This window comes from Haloechinothrix aidingensis, assembly GCF_013450155.1.
Taxonomy (GTDB): domain Bacteria; phylum Actinomycetota; class Actinomycetes; order Mycobacteriales; family Pseudonocardiaceae; genus Haloechinothrix; species Haloechinothrix aidingensis.
The window spans coordinates 1-15541 of record NZ_JACCKD010000004.1; the positions used below are offsets into that span (position 1 = coordinate 1).

Annotated in this window: 13 protein-coding genes; 5 read left to right on the plus strand and 8 right to left on the minus strand. The window is 70.3% G+C overall.

Annotation, left to right across the window (positions count from 1 at the left end; translation table 11 throughout):
- On the plus strand, positions 1-707 hold a 707-nt coding region (locus H0B56_RS11330; RefSeq protein WP_219632685.1), incomplete at its 5' end, for a 13E12 repeat family protein.
- Between the two features lie 279 nt (positions 708-986).
- Here H0B56_RS11330 and H0B56_RS11335 read toward each other — a convergent pair.
- The 5 genes from H0B56_RS11335 to mraZ form a co-directional block, all read right to left on the minus strand.
- The gene (locus H0B56_RS11335; protein ID WP_180892989.1) at positions 987-1676 is read right to left on the minus strand and encodes a uracil-DNA glycosylase; all 690 of its coding nucleotides are present in this window, start codon (positions 1674-1676) and stop codon (positions 987-989) included.
- 20 nt (positions 1677-1696) lie between these two features.
- The gene (locus H0B56_RS11340) at positions 1697-3682 is read right to left on the minus strand and encodes a peptidoglycan D,D-transpeptidase FtsI family protein (protein WP_180892990.1); all 1986 of its coding nucleotides are present in this window, start codon (positions 3680-3682) and stop codon (positions 1697-1699) included.
- Positions 3682-4413 (minus strand): cell division protein FtsL, encoded by a 732-nt coding sequence (gene ftsL / locus H0B56_RS11345; protein WP_180892991.1) that lies wholly within the window; start codon positions 4411-4413, stop codon positions 3682-3684. Before ftsL ends, H0B56_RS11340 begins: the two co-directional genes overlap by 1 nt.
- A 22-nt stretch (positions 4414-4435) precedes the next feature.
- Positions 4436-5431 (minus strand): 16S rRNA (cytosine(1402)-N(4))-methyltransferase RsmH, encoded by a 996-nt coding sequence (gene rsmH, locus H0B56_RS11350; RefSeq protein ID WP_246361095.1) that lies wholly within the window; start codon positions 5429-5431, stop codon positions 4436-4438.
- Positions 5432-5730: 299 nt separating this feature from the next.
- On the minus strand, positions 5731-6162 hold the full coding sequence (gene mraZ / locus H0B56_RS11355; RefSeq protein ID WP_089300703.1) for a division/cell wall cluster transcriptional repressor MraZ: 432 nt from the start codon (positions 6160-6162) through the stop codon (positions 5731-5733).
- 710 nt (positions 6163-6872) lie between these two features.
- On the opposite strand from mraZ, the gene H0B56_RS11360 reads away from it, so the two are divergent.
- The 3 genes from H0B56_RS11360 to H0B56_RS11370 are packed head-to-tail and all read left to right on the plus strand — an operon-like array spanning position 6873 to position 11601.
- Positions 6873-7808, plus strand: coding sequence for an AAA family ATPase (locus H0B56_RS11360; protein ID WP_246361114.1), 936 nt, complete (start codon positions 6873-6875; stop codon positions 7806-7808).
- On the plus strand, positions 7805-9106 hold the full coding sequence (locus H0B56_RS11365; RefSeq protein WP_180892993.1) for a DUF58 domain-containing protein: 1302 nt from the start codon (positions 7805-7807) through the stop codon (positions 9104-9106). The genes H0B56_RS11360 and H0B56_RS11365 overlap by 4 nt, the downstream gene beginning before the upstream one ends.
- A complete protein-coding gene (locus tag H0B56_RS11370) occupies positions 9103-11601 on the plus strand; it encodes a transglutaminase TgpA family protein (protein WP_180892994.1) in 2499 nt (832 codons plus the stop codon). Before H0B56_RS11365 ends, H0B56_RS11370 begins: the two co-directional genes overlap by 4 nt.
- 68 nt (positions 11602-11669) lie before the next feature.
- On the opposite strand, the gene H0B56_RS11375 is transcribed toward H0B56_RS11370, so the two are convergent.
- The 3 genes from H0B56_RS11375 to H0B56_RS11385 all read right to left on the minus strand — a co-directional run bounded on the left by H0B56_RS11375 (position 11670) and on the right by H0B56_RS11385 (position 14287).
- Positions 11670-12068, minus strand: coding sequence for a DUF3040 domain-containing protein (locus H0B56_RS11375; protein ID WP_180892995.1), 399 nt, complete (start codon positions 12066-12068; stop codon positions 11670-11672).
- Between the two features lie 182 nt (positions 12069-12250).
- Entirely contained in the window at positions 12251-13525 is a 1275-nt protein-coding gene (dinB, locus tag H0B56_RS11380; protein WP_180892996.1) for a DNA polymerase IV, read from the minus strand.
- A gap of 15 nt (positions 13526-13540) precedes the next feature.
- Complete coding sequence (locus H0B56_RS11385; RefSeq protein ID WP_180892997.1) at positions 13541-14287, minus strand: class I SAM-dependent methyltransferase; 747 nt, start codon at positions 14285-14287, stop codon at positions 13541-13543.
- A gap of 276 nt (positions 14288-14563) precedes the next feature.
- On the opposite strand from H0B56_RS11385, the gene H0B56_RS11390 reads away from it, so the two are divergent.
- Positions 14564-15541, plus strand: coding sequence for an AAA family ATPase (locus H0B56_RS11390; RefSeq protein WP_180892998.1), 978 nt, complete (start codon positions 14564-14566; stop codon positions 15539-15541).

Genomic DNA, 15541 nt, shown 5'->3' on the forward strand with positions numbered 1-15541 from the left:
CCACCCTGGCGGCGGACCTACCCGCCGAGGTGGCGGCCTCGGCCTACGCGCGGATCGACGCGATGGCCCACCGCGCCCGCCACCGGGGTGATGAGCGCACCCTGGAGCAGTTGCGCGCGGATATCCACGCCACCCTCCTGCTGGGGCAGGATCCCGACGTGGCCGCCCCGGAGACGGCGGCGACGGTGTACCTGCACATGCCCGTCGACACCGCCCTCGGCATCAGCGACACCGGGTGCGAACTCTCCGGCTACGGACCCCTACCCGCACCCATCGCCCGGCACATCATGGGTAGTGAGAACAGTGTGTGGCGCAAGGTGCTCACCGACCCCGCCAGCAGCGCCGTCCTCGACGTCGGCCGCAAGCGCTACCGGCCCACCACCGCCATCCGCGACCTCATCGCCGTGCGCGACGCCGAATGCACCACACCCGGCTGCCACCGGCCCGCCCACCACAGCGACTACGACCACCTCCGCGGATGGGGACGCGGCCAGAACGGCACCACTGCCCACACCAACGGCGGCGCCAAATGCCGCTGGCACCACCGACTCAAAGACCACCCCCACTGGACCCTCCACCACAACCCCACCAGCGACACCAGCACCATCACCACCCCCACCGGACGCCGCTACACCACACAACAACACCCACCAGCCGCACCACCCGAACCCAGCGGCACCGACCCACCCGGCGACCCACCCTTCTGAGCCGGTGGCCGGCGAAGCACAGCGCGACGCACGGAGCTCGTCACCTACCGTTCGTCGGGCGGATACGTGACGCGCGTTCGGATGTCACGCTCACGTGGCACCGTGCCGCACGGCATGGGGTGCTGCGACACGTGTCGCCGCGTACGACGGCCTCGACGGATGGAGCGCGGATGCGTCCGAACCTACTGCTCGACAGGCACCTGTTCAGGACACAGTGGACCTGCGCCGCACCGGCGACGCGGTCGGCGGGGACGCCACCGCACTCGTCGGCAGCGGACGCTACGGCAGCTTCCAGTCGAGAGGATCGGCACCCTGCTCCTCGAGCAGCGCGTTCGTCCGGCTGAACGGGCGGGAACCGAAGAAGCCGTAGTGCGCGGACATCGGGCTCGGGTGCGGCGACTCGACGCACCTGACCGCACTCGACTCCTGCTGGAGCAACGGCTTCAGGTTGCGGGCATTGCGCCCCCACAGGATCGCCACCAGCGGCTTGTCCCGGGCGGCGAGCGCCCGGATGGCCTGCTCGGTGACTTCCTCCCAGCCCTTGCCCTGGTGCGAGTTCGGTTTGCCCGCACGCACCGTCAACGCCCTGTTCAGCAGCAACACGCCCCGCTCGGACCACGGCGAGAGATCGCCCGTGCTCGGCATCGGGTGGCCCAGATCGTCGCGGTACTCCTGGAAGATGTTGACCAGGCTCTTCGGCAGGGGCCGGACATCCGGCGCGACAGAGAAGGACAGTCCCACCGGATGGCCTGGCGTCGGGTACGGATCCTGGCCGACGATCAGTACGCGCACGTCCTCGAACGGCTGCTGGAACGCCCGGAGCACGTTCTCCCCCGCCGGGAGGTACTCGCGTCCCTGCGCGATCTCGGTACGCAGGAACTCGCCCATCGCCGCGATACGGTCGGCCACCGGAGCGAGCGCCTCCGCCCATCCTGCTTCCACGATCTCGGGTAACGGTCGCGCTGACATAGCTACGCAGCCTAGCGCTCTCACTCGACCACGAGAGGAACCACCGGCGATTCCTCGCGGGACAGCGGGATCTGGTGGCGCTGCACCAGGTATGAGGCCACTTCCCGGAACAGCGGTGCCGCGGAGCTACCCTCCGGCAACGTCGTGTCCGGCGCGTCCAGCATGATCGCGATCACGAACTGGGGGTCGTCCGCGGGGACGATACCGGCGAAGTTGATGTTGTACTTCGAGTCCGAGTAGGAGCCGGTCGCCGGGTCGATCTGTTGCGCCGAACCCGTCTTGCCGGAGATCTGGTAGCCGTCGATGTCCGCCTTCGGTGCCGTACCGCTGTTCTGACCGTCGCCTTCCTGGACCGTGGCACGCAGCATGTCCACCACCGTCTCGGCGGTGTCCGCGCTGACGACCCGGCTGGTCTCCGGATCCGGTTCCGGCACGCGCGAGCCGTCCGGCTTCTCGGTGGCCCGCACGATGCTCGGTTCCACACGGACACCGTCGTTGGCCATGGCCTGGTACATACCCGCCATCTGCACGACCGTCATGGACAGGCCCTGACCGATCGGCAAGTTGCCGAAGGTGGTGCCGGACCACTGCTCGCGCGGTGGCACGTAACCGGCGCTCTCCCCCGGCAGGCCGATCCCGGTCCGCTGCCCCAGACCGAAACGTTCCACGGTCTCGGCGAACACGTCCGGGCCGAGCTCGCGGGCGAGCAGCAGCGTCCCGACGTTGGACGACTTCGCGAAGATCCCCGTCGTGGTCATGCCGAGCGTGCCGTGCGACCACGCGTCCCGCACCGTGTGATCGGCGACCCGGATCGACCCGGGGACCGAATGGACGTCGTCCGGGTCGGTGATGCCGTGCTCGATCGCGGCCGCGGCTGTGACGACCTTGTTGACCGACCCCGGTTCGAACGGTGAGGTCACCGCATCGTTGCGCAGCTGGTCCTTGCTGACGTTGCCGAAGTCGTTGGGGTCGAAGGTGGAGTCGTTGGCCAGTGCGTACACCTCGGCCGTCTCGGCGTCCATGATGACCGCGCTGCCACCGTCGGCTTTCGTACGCGAGACGTAGTCGGACAGTCGCTGCTGCAGGTCGTGCTGCACATCGGAGTCCAGGGTCAGGTGCAGGTCCGATCCACGGACGGCCGGCCGCACGTCCCGCTCGCTCCCGGGGATCACCACCGCACGATCACCCTGCCGGGTATCCACGACCTGCTGGCCGGGCTGGCCCGCGAGGTCGTTGTCCCGCGCGCTCTCCAACCCGACCAGCCCGCGCAGGTTGTGCTTGGAGACGTCCTCGTCCTCCATGCGCCAGTTGGCGTACCCGATCACGTTCGAACCGAGACGACCGCCCGGGTACTCCCGGTAGGCCCGCTTCTCCTCGGCGATCTCCGGGTAGCGTTCGGTGATCTCGTCGGCGACCGATGGCGGGACCTTGTCGACGAGGTAGGTGAAGTCGGCGGGCTTGCGGAACCGGGCGAGCAGATCCTCCTCGGATGTCAGCTCCGGTACCTGCTCGGCGATGAACTCCGAGATCTCCTCGATACGCGCGTCGAAGTCCATATCGGAATCAGGGTTGTCCCTGAGATGCTCGGTCCATTCCCGCCGCATGTTCCGGAGGTTGACCTGTAGCGTTCGCGTCTCGACGCTGAAGGCGAGCTCGATTCCGTCCCTGTCGTAGATCGCACCCCGCTCCGCCGGAATGTCCATCACGGTGGTGCGCTGACGCTCGGCCCGCTCGGAAAGCGCCTCGGCCTCGAAGGCCTGCACGTGTACCAACTTCAGACCCGCGAGGCTGAGCACGACGACCAGGAGGATGCTCACCCCCTGGAAGCGGCCCATGCTCCCCACCCGGGACGCACCCGAACCGACGCGACGTCGCAGCGGGACACGGCGCGACCGCGAGCGCGTACCGCCGACCCGCTTGGTCGTCACCTTCCTCGGCGCGTCCTTGCCGCGGCCGCTCCGCGCACCGCGGCCGCGCGCTCCACCGGGGCTCCTGCCGCCACGCATCACTGTCCTCCGGTCCCGCCTTGCTGAGCCGCTCCACCCCCGGAGGAGTCCACGACCTCGGGATCGCCGAACAGCTGGGTCTCGCCGTCCGGCTCCACGATGATGCGCGCCGGGTCACCGGACGGCACCATGCCCAGCTCGCGGGCGCGTTCGGCGAGCGAGGCGGCGGACTCCTGCCGGGTGACCTCACGTTGCAATCGCTCGACGCGCTCGGCGAGACTCGCGTTCTCGGCCCGCACGCTCTCGAGCCGGTAGGAATCCGCGATGGCCTGTGTGGACAGCCACAACGTCAACGCGAGCCCGGCCGTCAGCAGTCCCATCATGGTGAGCACGAAGGCGCTCCGGGACTTCGGGAGACACCGTTTCAGCAGCGCGACCACGGTGCCCCGCTCGGTCAGCCGCGTGATGCTCATCGCGGGTGCGCCCGCGCCCCTGTCCAGCAGCGCGGTCGAGCGCTGAGCCCGCCGCGCGTACGCCTTCTCGGCGGCACTGCGGCGGCCGCCGGAACCAGGGGCACCGCGTTTCGACGCCGGGGCGCTCGTCGCCGACTTCGCCGTGCTGCGCGGCGCCGTCGTGCGCGGCGCGGTGGCGCGACGTCCGGTGCGCGCACCCGCGCGGGTACGCGTGCCGGCACGCTGCGTCGACCGCCTCGCCGAGCCGCCCGCGTTCCCCTTCCTGCTCTTCCGTCGGGTGTCGCTGGTGCGTGCACGGGACCGTGCCGGTGCTGTCACGAGACCACCTCCCGATACCTGCTCATGCCGCCTCAGCGATCCGCTCCGCCGCGCGTAAGCGCACGGAGCCCGACCGTGGGTTGCGTTCGACCTCGTCCTCCGAAGCCTGCTCCGCACCCCGGGTGAGCAGGCGCAGCTGCGGGCCGTGCCCGGCGAGCTCCACCGGAAGCCCCTCCGGTGTGCGCGACTTCGCCCGCTCCACAAGGGCCTTCTTGACCATGCGGTCCTCGAGCGAGTGGTAGGACAGCGCGACGAACCGGCCGCCGACCGCGAGCCGATCCAGCGCGGCAGGCAACGCCGCGCGCAGCGCGTCCAGCTCACCGTTGACCTCGATGCGCAGCGCCTGGAACGTGCGTTTCGCGGGGTGCCCACCCGTGCGCCTGCTCGCGGCTGGCACGGCCTCGGTGAGCAGGCGCACCAGACGCGCGCTGGTGGTGAACGGTTCCTTCTGCCGCGCGGAGACCACCGCCTTGGCGATCCGGTGCGCGAACCGCTCCTCTCCGTACGAGCGCAAGATCCTGGCCAGCTCCCCCACCGAGTACGTATTGAGCACGTCCGCGGCCGTCGGGCCCGTACCGGGGTTCATGCGCATGTCCAGCTCCGCGTCGCGGGCGTAGCTGAAGCCCCGCTCGTGCTGGTCGAGCTGCATGGACGAGACACCGAGATCGAACAACACTCCCTGCACGCGCGCGATGCCGAGCTCGGTGAGCACCTCGGAGACCGCATCGAAGACCGCATGCGCCAGCCGCACCCGGTCGCCGTACTTGGCCAGCCGTTCCCGGCAGTGCCGTAGCGCGTCCTGGTCGCGGTCGAGCCCGATCAGCGTCAGTGCGGGGTGCGCGGCCAGCAACGCGTCGGCATGACCACCCAGTCCGACCGTCGCGTCGACCATCACCGCATCCGGGCCGGAGAGGGCGGGGGCGAGCAGTGTGAGCACGCGGTCGAGCTGAACGGGCTCGTGCACGGGCACGCCCGGCTCGTCCGCGTGCTCGTGCGGCGTCTCGCCGGTAGCCATCATGCAGCCCCCTTCCTGCTGCGTCCGGCGTCTCGCCCGCGCCACTCGGGAGCAGGCGGCACGACTTGCTGACTCGGATACCGCGTCTCGCGACAGCTGTGACGGATCGGCAGATGCCGTCAGGTCCCCGCCCGCTCCTCCGCGAACCTGGTGCCGGGGAAGTTGCACCAGGGTCATACGAGCGGACAGAGGCCTCACCGCATCCGCCTGCGAACCGAATCGCTCGGGTCGCGAACCCTCACCCCCCGACGGTGCGGGTGCGCTGCCCGGGCACTCAGCCCGTATTCCTGCGCCCGGCGCGGTCAGAACACACCAGGCAGCACCTCCTCCTGCGCCTTCGCGTAGCTGTCCTCGTGCTCCTCCAAGTAGTCCTGCCAGGCCTGGGCGTCCCAGATCTCCAACCTGGTGATCGCGCCGATGACCACGCACTCCTTGGTCAGCCCGGCATACCGTCGCAGCTCAGGGGCAATGGCGATGCGACCCTGCGCGTCAGGGCGTTGCTCGTCCGTACCGGCGAACAGGTAGCGCTGGTAGGCCCGCACCGTCTCGTTCGTGAACGGTGCCTCGGCCACCTTGCGCGCCATCTGCTCGAACTCACCTCGGGGGAACACGTACAGGCAGTGGTCTTGCCCCTTCGTGACCATCAACCCACCTGCCAAGTCGTCCCGGTACTTCGCGGGCAGCGCCAGCCGCCCCTTGTCATCGAGCTTGGGCGTGTGGGTGCCCAGGAACACGGCTCCCACCTCCCTACCGATCCGCGCCCTGAAGGATCGGTCACTAGGGCTCCCATTCGCCCCACTGATCACCACCATACCCCACGAGCCACCACAGTCAACGTGGAAAGGCCCGCGTCGCGCGGACGGGTGTACCTGTTTCACCAGCTCACAGGGACTATTGCGACGTGGGAGGCAGTGGGGAGCATCGCGCGGCGGCTCCGTCGCCTTGACAGAAAGTCCCGCGCGTGCACGGGGCGCACGGGCTTCACGAAACGCCTGAACGGCACGGAACACGCTTGCGGGACGGCGCCGGGCACGACGCTCGCCCGGGAGTGGGGGACGGTGGGGAGCTCTGGCCTGCCCGCTACCGACGGCCGCAGGGCTCGGCGAACCCGACAACGGTCTGACACACTCATGGGGACGGGGGTCGTCGCCGCGGCATGCGGAAGCGAGAATGAGCTCTCGTTAGGTCGCCCGTACGTGCTGAACCACAATCACCGCACCGGTGTTGGTCACCTGGAGGTTGCGTGACGTCACGAGCCCAGTCCTCATCGCTGGCATCGACCACGAGCCCGAGCTCGGTGGCGCAGCCACACTCGAACGGCGCGACGGCGTCCAACGGAGCACACGCGGCGACCGCGACCCGCCAGGAGCGGGTTCCCACGCACACCCCGCACGACGCCGCCACGGGTGCCCGTGCCGACCACCACGTCGCCGGGTTCGCCGAGCTGCACGAGACCGTCGCCAAGATCGCCAACAACATCGAGCGGGTCCTCGTCGGCAAGTCCGAGGTGGTGCGCATCGCGATGGTGACGCTGCTGTCCGAGGGGCACCTGCTGGTCGAGGACGTCCCCGGGGTCGGCAAGACCTCCCTGGCCAAGGCGCTCGCGCGGTCCATCGACTGCCCGGTCAGCAGGGTCCAGTTCACCCCGGACCTGCTGCCGAGCGACATCACCGGCGTGTCCATCTACAACAGGGAGACCAGCCAGTTCGAGTTCCGGCCGGGGCCGGTGTTCGCCAACATCGTGGTCGGAGACGAGATCAACCGTGCCTCCCCGAAGACTCAGTCGGCGCTGCTGGAGTGCATGGAGGAGCACCAGGCCACGGTGGACACGACCACCTACCACCTCGACCGCCCGTTCATGGTCATCGCGACCCAGAACCCGGTCGAGATGGAAGGCACCTACGCGCTACCGGAGGCCCAGCGGGACCGGTTCAGCGCTCGCGTGTCCATCGGCTACCCGGACCAGCAGGCCGAACTGGCCATGATCGACGAACACGCGGGGCACGACCCGCTCGGTGATCTGCAGCCGGTCTCGGACGCCCGTCACGTACAGGCGATGGCGGAGACCGTGCGGCGCGTGCACATCGCGGCCGAGCTGCGCCAGTACGCGGTGGAACTGATCACCGCCACCCGGAACGCGGCCGAGGTCCGTCTCGGTGCCTCTCCCCGCGCGACGCTGCACCTGGTGCGCGCCGCCCGCGCGCAAGCCGCGCTGTCCGGCCGCGAGTACGTCGTTCCCGACGACATCCACGCGGTGGTCATACCGGTGCTGGCGCATCGGCTCGTGCTCACGACCGAGGCACAGGCGTCCCGGCAGACCGACGTCGACGTCGTCCGCGCCGTGCTGCAGCGCGTGCCCGTACCGCGCGGAGCGCGATGACCGTGTTCGCGACGCTGCGACAGTACCTCCGCGCGAGCGCCCGTGCGCTGCTGGGACTGACCACGCGCGGACGGTGCCTGCTCGCCGCAGGCGTCGCCGCTGCCGTGTGCGCGTGGGTGCTCAACGAGCGGGAACTGCTGCGCGTAGCGACGTTCATCATCGCGCTGCCCCTGCTGGCCGTGCTGTTCCTGGCACTGCCACGTGTACGGATCCGCGCCGAACGGCTCGTGCGCCCGGACAGGATCCCCGTGGGAGCCGAATGCGCGGTGCGGTTGCGGCTATGGCGCACCGGCAGGCTGCCCGCCGTCCACACTGTCCTCACCGACGGCGTCCCCTACCAGCTCGGCTCGCGCCCGAGATTCGTCGTCGAACGCCTACCGCGGGGGCGCGTCGTCGAGCTGACCTACCCGCTACGGCCGGCGCTGCGCGGTGTGCACCGGATCACCAACCTGAGCGCGACGATGTCCGACCCGTTCGGGTTGTGCGAGCTCGACCACGACCTGCTCGCGGCCTCACCACTGACCGTCGTCCCCCGCACCGTGGAGCTCGCCGGCCTCCCGTTCGGCGCCGGTAACGAGTCCCACTACCAGGGCGCGGCCGCACGGGTGAGCGGCATGGGTGACCCGGACTCGATCGTGCGGCAGTACCGGCACGGTGACGACATGCGCCGTGTCCACTGGCCCTCCACTGCGCGCCGTGACGAGCTGATGGTCCGGCTCGAGGAACGACCCCGGCAGGGACGTTCGACGGTCCTGCTGGACCGCCGCGCCGCGGCACACGCGGGAACCGGCGCCGCCAGCAGCCTGGAATGGGCCGTCTCGTTCGCGGCGAGCGCCACCCTGCAACTACGGCGCTCCGGTCACGGGATCCGGCTGGTCACCGAGGACACCGTGGCACTGGTGGACGTGCCATCGGGCGGCACCCCGGAGCACGACGAGCTCATCCTGGACACGCTCGCGGCCATGCAGCAGTCACACGAGCGCGATATCAGCGCGAGGGCGAGCCTCCCGGAAGGCGGGGCACTCATCGCCGTACTCGGCAGCCTCGGTGACGAGGCCGTGCATCAGCTGTGCCGCGCGCACACCGGTGCCGGACCGGCCGTGGCCGTCCTGCTCGACACCCCGTCCTGGTCCGGTGCCGAGCACCGCGAGACGGTTCCTGCCGAGCAGTCGGCGCGCCTGTTCCGCGCCTCCGGATGGGCGACATGCGTGGTCGACTCCGGCACGACCGTCCCGGGTGCCTGGGCGGAACTGTGCCGCTCGACCCCCGGACGCCCGCTGTCGGCGGGGGCACGATGACCGAGGCACATCCCGGCAACGTCGGCCCGGCCCACCGGCATCCGGCCGCGGTACGCGCCGCGTTGCTGGCAAGCGGGCTCGCCGCGGCAGCCACCATCGCATCCGCGACCGCGTTGACCAGCGTGATCGCCGGGCTGTCCTGGCTGGTACCGGTCGCCGTGGCTGTCCTTCTCGTGGCCGGGACGGGATTCGCCGCCCGCCTGTTCGGGTTGCCTGCCATCGTCGTCGGACCCTGCCAGCTCATCGTCCTGTTGCTCGGGGTGACCGCGATGTTCGCCGAGCACGGCATCGCGGTGGCCGTCCCGGGGCCGGCCGCTCTCGACGAGCTGCACACCCTGCTGCTCACGGCAGGCGAGGAGATCCGCACCGGCACACCCCCGATCGGCGCGAGCGGCCCGATCGTGCTGCTGACCACGCTGGCGATCGGGGTCGTCGCGGTACTCGTCGACACGCTCGCCGTCCCGGCGAAGACGCCCGCCGCGGCCGGTCTCGCACTGCTGTGCATCTACGCCATCCCGGCGTCGCTGTCGGCCGAGATGCTGCCGTGGTGGTCGTTCGTGCTCGGCGCGACGGCCTTCGCGGCCCTGATCACGGTGCACGGCAGTCACCGGAGATGGCAGACCGTCCACCACCGCAGGTCCGCACGCGAGGCCGTCGCCACGGCAGCACCGGTACCTGCGACGCTGATGTCTCTCGCCGTGGTGCTCGGGCTCGTCGCCGGGGTCACCTTCACCTCCATCGGCACGGTCGGCCAGCTTCCCAGCGGCTCGGACGAGCAGGGCGGCGTGTCCTCCGGGATGGGGATCACCCCGTTCACGTCGTTGCGCGGCATGCTCAACCACGACGAGGAGCGGGAGATGTTCCGCGTGCGCGGGCTCGAGGACGACAGGCAGCTCATGCGCGCGTTCACATTGGACACCTATCGCCCGGACGAAGGCTGGTCCCTCGCCGACCGGGACTCGCTGCCTGCCGGCCTTCCCGCCACCGAGCCCCTGCCCGTCCCCGGAGCGGACAGCAGCGACCCGGACACCGAGATCACCATTCAGCCGGTCGGGTGGGAGGACGTGTGGCTCCCGGTCTACGGTCAGCCACGCACCATCGACGGGATCGACGACCGGTGGCACTACGACACGATGAGCGGCACGGTGTTCAGCGAGCACCGGCAACGCCCGCCGACCTACTCGATCACGACCTCGCTGCGCGAAGCCCGGCCGGCCGAGCTGCGCGCGGCCGAGCCGGATCCCGGAGCTCCCGCGAGCGTCTACACCGAGGTCGACGACGTGGACCCGCGCGTCGCCGAGCTCGCCGAGGAGGTCACCGCCGGCGAGGAATCGACGTTCGACAAGGCCGCGGCTCTGTGGCGGTACTTCACCGAGGACGGCCGCTTCACCTACGACACCAGCACGGCACCGCCCTCCGAGGAAGCCGCGGACGACGCGCTCGCCGACTTCGTGCTGTTCGGCAGGACCGGTTTCTGCGAGCAGTTCGCCTCATCCATGGCAGTCATGCTGCGCGCCATCGACATCCCCGCCCGGGTCGCCGTCGGGTTCACCTCCGGCGAGAAGCAGGGCGAGCACCGCTCCATCACCTCGCGGGACGCGCACGCCTGGGTCGAGGTGTACTTCGGTGAGCGGCAGGGGTGGATGCCGTTCGACCCGACCCCACTGGACGACGGCCGCAGCACCACGCCCCCGTACCTGGAGGGCGAGCGGGACTCGCCGGGCCAGGAGGACGACGCCGCGGCGCAGGGACCGCAGGACCGCGACGGGAACACCGACGACCAGGCGGCCGCGCCACCCGAGGACAGCTCGACCGCGGGCAACCGGGTCACCACGGGCTCCCTCCCGACGGGAGCGCCGCCGTCCTGGTCACAATGGCTCGCCGGGGTGGCGCTGGCACTGGCCACAGTACTCGGCTGTGCCGCGGTCCTCGCGGCACGCGGCACAGCCAGACTGCGCCGCCTGCCGGCCGGGGACCGCCCCCGTGCCCGGTACCTCTCCGTTGCCGCGCCGTGGCTTCCCGTCGGAGCGGCAGCCTGCGGTGTCCTCGGTCTGGCCATGCTGAGCTGGCAGCTGTCCGGCTGGCTCGCCTGGATCGTGGCTGTGCTCGCGGGCGGAGCCGTCGCGCCGTGGTTGCTCCGCGAGGTCGGTCGCAGGCGCAGACTACACACCATACTGAGCAGGCGGGCCGACGCCGCGCACGCCGCGTGGCAGGAGCTGATCGCGGAGTGCGCCGACCGCCGTATCCCGATCGGGATCGCGGACACCGTACGGGACGCGGCCCTGCGGATGAGCGACAGCGGTCGTCTCGGAGCCGACGGTCGGCAGCAGCTACGCGCGGTCGTGACGTGCCTGGAACGGTCCTGGTACGGCCCGGCCGGTGAGCCGGGTACCGACCTCGCGGTGGCGTTCGAACGGTTGCGGGCGAGCCTGGCGAGCACCGCTCCGGTGGACGTGGTCAGCCGGTTGTTCCCGCGGTCGGTGATCGGCTTCTAGGGCATCGGTTTCCCGGCCAGGGTCCTCCTGCCCGTGCCGGCCTCGCTCGGTGGTGGTCGGTCGAGGGGTCAGCGGTCGTCGAACCGGTGCTTGAAGCGCTGCTCCATGCGCTGGGCGAACGAGCCACGCGAGGACTTGGACTTGCCCTCGTCCTTGCCGTCCGCGCCGTCGTCGGGCGCGACCTGGGGAGTACGCAGGGAGGCCAGTGCCACCACCACGCCGACGAACATCATCAGGAAGCCGAACACGCTCAGGTACGGCACCTCGGCGAGACGGAGATCGAGCATGACACCGACCGGCAGTAGCGCCGCACCGACGAGGAAGAGCGCGACTCCGAGGATCCGCTTACGGCGGTTCGGCCGCTGCATCCGGTTTCCGCGCACGCTCGAAGCGAACTTCGGATCCTCGTCATACAGGGCCTGCTCGATCTGTTCGAGCATACGCTGCTCATGCTCGGAGAGTGGCATGTGTCCTCAACCTCCCGCAGCATGTCGCGCACGCCGCGCGGCGCAACTCGACGGATCCTGTCATTCACCAGCACTGCCTGGTGTCACTCTCCAGGATACGAGCACCTGGCGTACGCGACTACCCTAGCCGGCATTACACGTGTGTAGATTTCGTACCGAGCGTGGCAGCCCCCCACGGCGGGTCAGCCGGATCCCTCGGAACTCTCCTCCGGTGGCAACAAGGACGCCGGATACACCGCCGTCGCACCGAACCTGGATCGTGCGCCGTCGGCGGCGACCTCGGCATCCCGCCACCGCGGCACATCGCCGGTGAAGCTTAACTGTTCGCCCTCGTCCTCGCTCACCAGCCCCTCCACACGCACTCCCAGCAGCCTCACCAGGGCATTCGACGGGGTGTGCTGGGTGAACAGCGTTCGAGCGCAGCCGTGGATCTCCCGCGAGACGTCGGTCGGCTCCACCAACGAACGCGATCGAGTGATCGTGGTGAAGTCCGCGAACCGCACCTTGATACTCACCGTTCTCGCGCGGATCCCCTTGGCACGTATCCCCGCGGCGACTTTCTCCGACAGGCGCAGCAGCTCGCGGGACAGCACCTCCGGATCGTCCTGATCGGTGTCGAACGTGTGCTCCGCCCCGAAGGACTTCTCCACCGAGTCCGGCGTCACGGGCCGGGGGTCGTGCCCCGACGCGAGCGCGTGCATCTGCTCGGCAGCGGCGACCCCGACCGCCCGCTTCAGCCGCGAGACGGGAGTCGCCGCCACATCGCCGATCGTGCTGATACCCGCCCGTTCCAGCGCGGCGCGGGTGCGCCCACCGACCCCCCACAGCGCCGAGACCGGCAGCGGATGCAAGAAGTCGAACACCTCGGAACGCGGCACGACGACCATTCCGTCCGGCTTGGCCAACCCCGAGGCCAGCTTCGCCAGGAACTTCACCGGAGCGATCCCGACCGAGCAGGTGATCCCGAACTCGGCGACGACCCGCGCGCGGATGTCGGCCGCGATCCCGGCGGGCGTGCTGTTCAGCCTGCGTAGCGCACCACTGACGTCGAGAAACGCCTCATCGAGGCTCAGCGGCTCGACCTGCGGGGTGACCTCCCGGAACACGTCCATCACCCCGGCCGAGACCGCACTGTAGGCGCCGCGGGTCGGCGTCAGGAAGGTCGCGCGCGGGCACAACCTGCGGGCCTGCGCGACCGGCATCGCCGACCGGATCCCGTACTCGCGGGCCGGGTAGTTCGCCGACATCACCACCGAACGCTGGCTCGCACCGGCCACCACGACCGGCTCCGCGACAAGCTCCGGACGCGCGCGCAGCTCGACTGCAGCGAAGAAGGCGTCCATATCGACATGCAGCACGCCGCATCCGGTGTCGTCCGGGAGCGGTCCGGCATCGTCGGCTCCCCGCGGCAGGCGGAAACGGGACGACCGCCCGTGCAGCTCCGAGCTCCGGCCCATCTGCTCACCCCGCGTTCATTCTCCCCGCGATCCGGCCGCGCGGCGAGCGACAACGTGGAGCCTGCTCGCGATGTCGCGCAGCGGCGGGGAAGCGGCCGCGGCGCGTTCGAACTCGGCGAGCTCGACGTCGGCCGAGTCGTGTGCCGAGTCGGACACCACACCCTCACCCTGCAGCAGCACGATGTCCAGGCCTGCCGAGCGGTGCAGCTCACGCAACCCGTCGACGTCGAACCGCCGCTGCACGGCGTCCCCGTCGTCGGCAAGCACCCCGGTCGCCGACGCCTGCAGCTCGCGTGCCTCGCCGAACTTGCCTGCCAGCGCCCGATGCAGGACCGCCGCGTACTTGTTGGCCACCAGCACCGAGACGGCACCCGCCGCGGACACGGTCTCGGCCACGGCCGCCAGTGTGGCCGCGGGGTCGTCGACGACCTCGAGCAGGCCGTGCGCCAGCACCAGGTCGGCGCTACCGGGCGGGACCTCCTCGGCGAGCGCGTCCGAGTCGTTCGCCACGACCGTGATCCGGTCACGCACGCCGACTTCCTCGGCACGCCGCTGCAAGGTCGCGATCGCGTTCGGGTTCGGCTCGACCACCGTGATCACGCACCCCTGCAGGGCGAGCGGAACGGCCCACCCGCCGCTGCCGCCACCCACGTCGACGACGAGGGGCTCGGTACGCCCCCGGGCACGCGCCCGGTCGAGCTCCGCCTCGAGGGCGTGCCCGACGGCGCTCGTTCCGAATGCAGTCGAGGTCTCGTTTCGCATGGCCTCTCACCGTTACCTGTTCCTGTGGACGGTACGCGCATCCGAGGCACCCACACCTCGCCGCGCCCGGTATCTCGTGTACATGCCGGTTACCACCCGGCCTCCCGGGTCATTGCGTCGATCGTGTCATGCCGTGCGGCGAAACGCGTGACATCCCGGACAGCGCGTCGACCACATGGAGGTCACCGGCCTGTCACCGCGGTCGATCCCGAATCACCGTGCCAGATGTGCCACCACGGGCGGTGCGTACGCCCAGGAACGGATACGCTCGTCACCGTGCAGACCGTGGCGGTACTCAGCCTGAAGGGCGGTGTCGGGAAGACGACCGTGGCATTGGGGCTCGCCTCGGCCGCGCTCCGCAGGGGTAGCCGCGCCCTCGTCGTCGATCTCGACCCGCAGTGCAATGCCACCGCGACGCTCGACCCGCGTGACGTCGCCTATACCCTGGCCGATGTCCTCGCCACCCCGCGGCCGCCCGTGTTGCAGCAGGCGATCACCACCAGCGCGTGGAGCGAGGACCTCGACGTCCTCGCAGGCTCGGAGGACATCGAGGCGCTCAACGAACCGTCACCGAACGCGCGCACCCTCGGCAGCCTGGCTCGGGCACTGGCGGTGCTGGAGAACTCACCGCTCGAACGGCAGTACGACCTGATCATCCTGGACTGCCCGCCGTCACTCGGCAGGCTCACCCGGTCGGCACTGACGGCCTCGCACGGAGCGCTGCTGGTCACCGAGCCCACCATGTATGCCGTATCGGGTGCGCGCAGGGCCTTCGAGGCGATCGAGAACACCCGTACCGAGCACAACCCGGAGCTGCGCGCGCTGGGTGTCCTTGTCAACAAGTTCCGCAACCGCTCCCAGGAGCACCACTACCGCATCCAGGAACTCCGTGAAGGCTTCGGCCCCCTTGTGATGCCGGTCGCCCTGCCCGACAGGCTCGCGGTGCAGCAGGCATCCGGTGCGTGCACCGCGATCCACGAATGGCAGACGCCGGGCGGGCGGGAGATCGCTCTGGCTTTCAACCTGGTGCTGGCACGGATACTCCGTTCCTCCCGGCGAGGCAGGCACCATCTCCAGCCGCCATCGGGCGAGGGCGACTCCGCCGAGATCGACGGCGCCGAAGTCGACGGCTCCGAGGCCGACGGCTCCGAGGCCGACGACGCCGGTACCGATGCCGTCCGGCCCGGTTCCGACGGCGCCGGCGCCGACCAGGAGGGGGCCGACAGAACCGGCACCGGCTCGGCATCGGCATGA

Bases quoted from the DNA above. Each gene is read 5' to 3' on its own strand.
- H0B56_RS11335 (WP_180892989.1), bottom strand. From the start codon at position 1,676: ATGTCAGCGCGACCGTTACCCGAGATCGTGGAAGCAGGATGGGCGGAG.
- H0B56_RS11340 (WP_180892990.1), bottom strand. From the start codon at position 3,682: ATGCGTGGCGGCAGGAGCCCCGGTGGAGCGCGCGGCCGCGGTGCGCGG.
- rsmH (WP_246361095.1), bottom strand. From the start codon at position 5,431: ATGATGGCTACCGGCGAGACGCCGCACGAGCACGCGGACGAGCCGGGC.
- H0B56_RS11365 (WP_180892993.1), top strand. From the start codon at position 7,805: ATGACCGTGTTCGCGACGCTGCGACAGTACCTCCGCGCGAGCGCCCGT.
- H0B56_RS11370 (WP_180892994.1), top strand. From the start codon at position 9,103: ATGACCGAGGCACATCCCGGCAACGTCGGCCCGGCCCACCGGCATCCG.
- H0B56_RS11375 (WP_180892995.1), bottom strand. From the start codon at position 12,068: ATGCCACTCTCCGAGCATGAGCAGCGTATGCTCGAACAGATCGAGCAG.
- dinB (WP_180892996.1), bottom strand. From the start codon at position 13,525: ATGGGCCGGAGCTCGGAGCTGCACGGGCGGTCGTCCCGTTTCCGCCTG.
- H0B56_RS11385 (WP_180892997.1), bottom strand. From the start codon at position 14,287: ATGCGAAACGAGACCTCGACTGCATTCGGAACGAGCGCCGTCGGGCAC.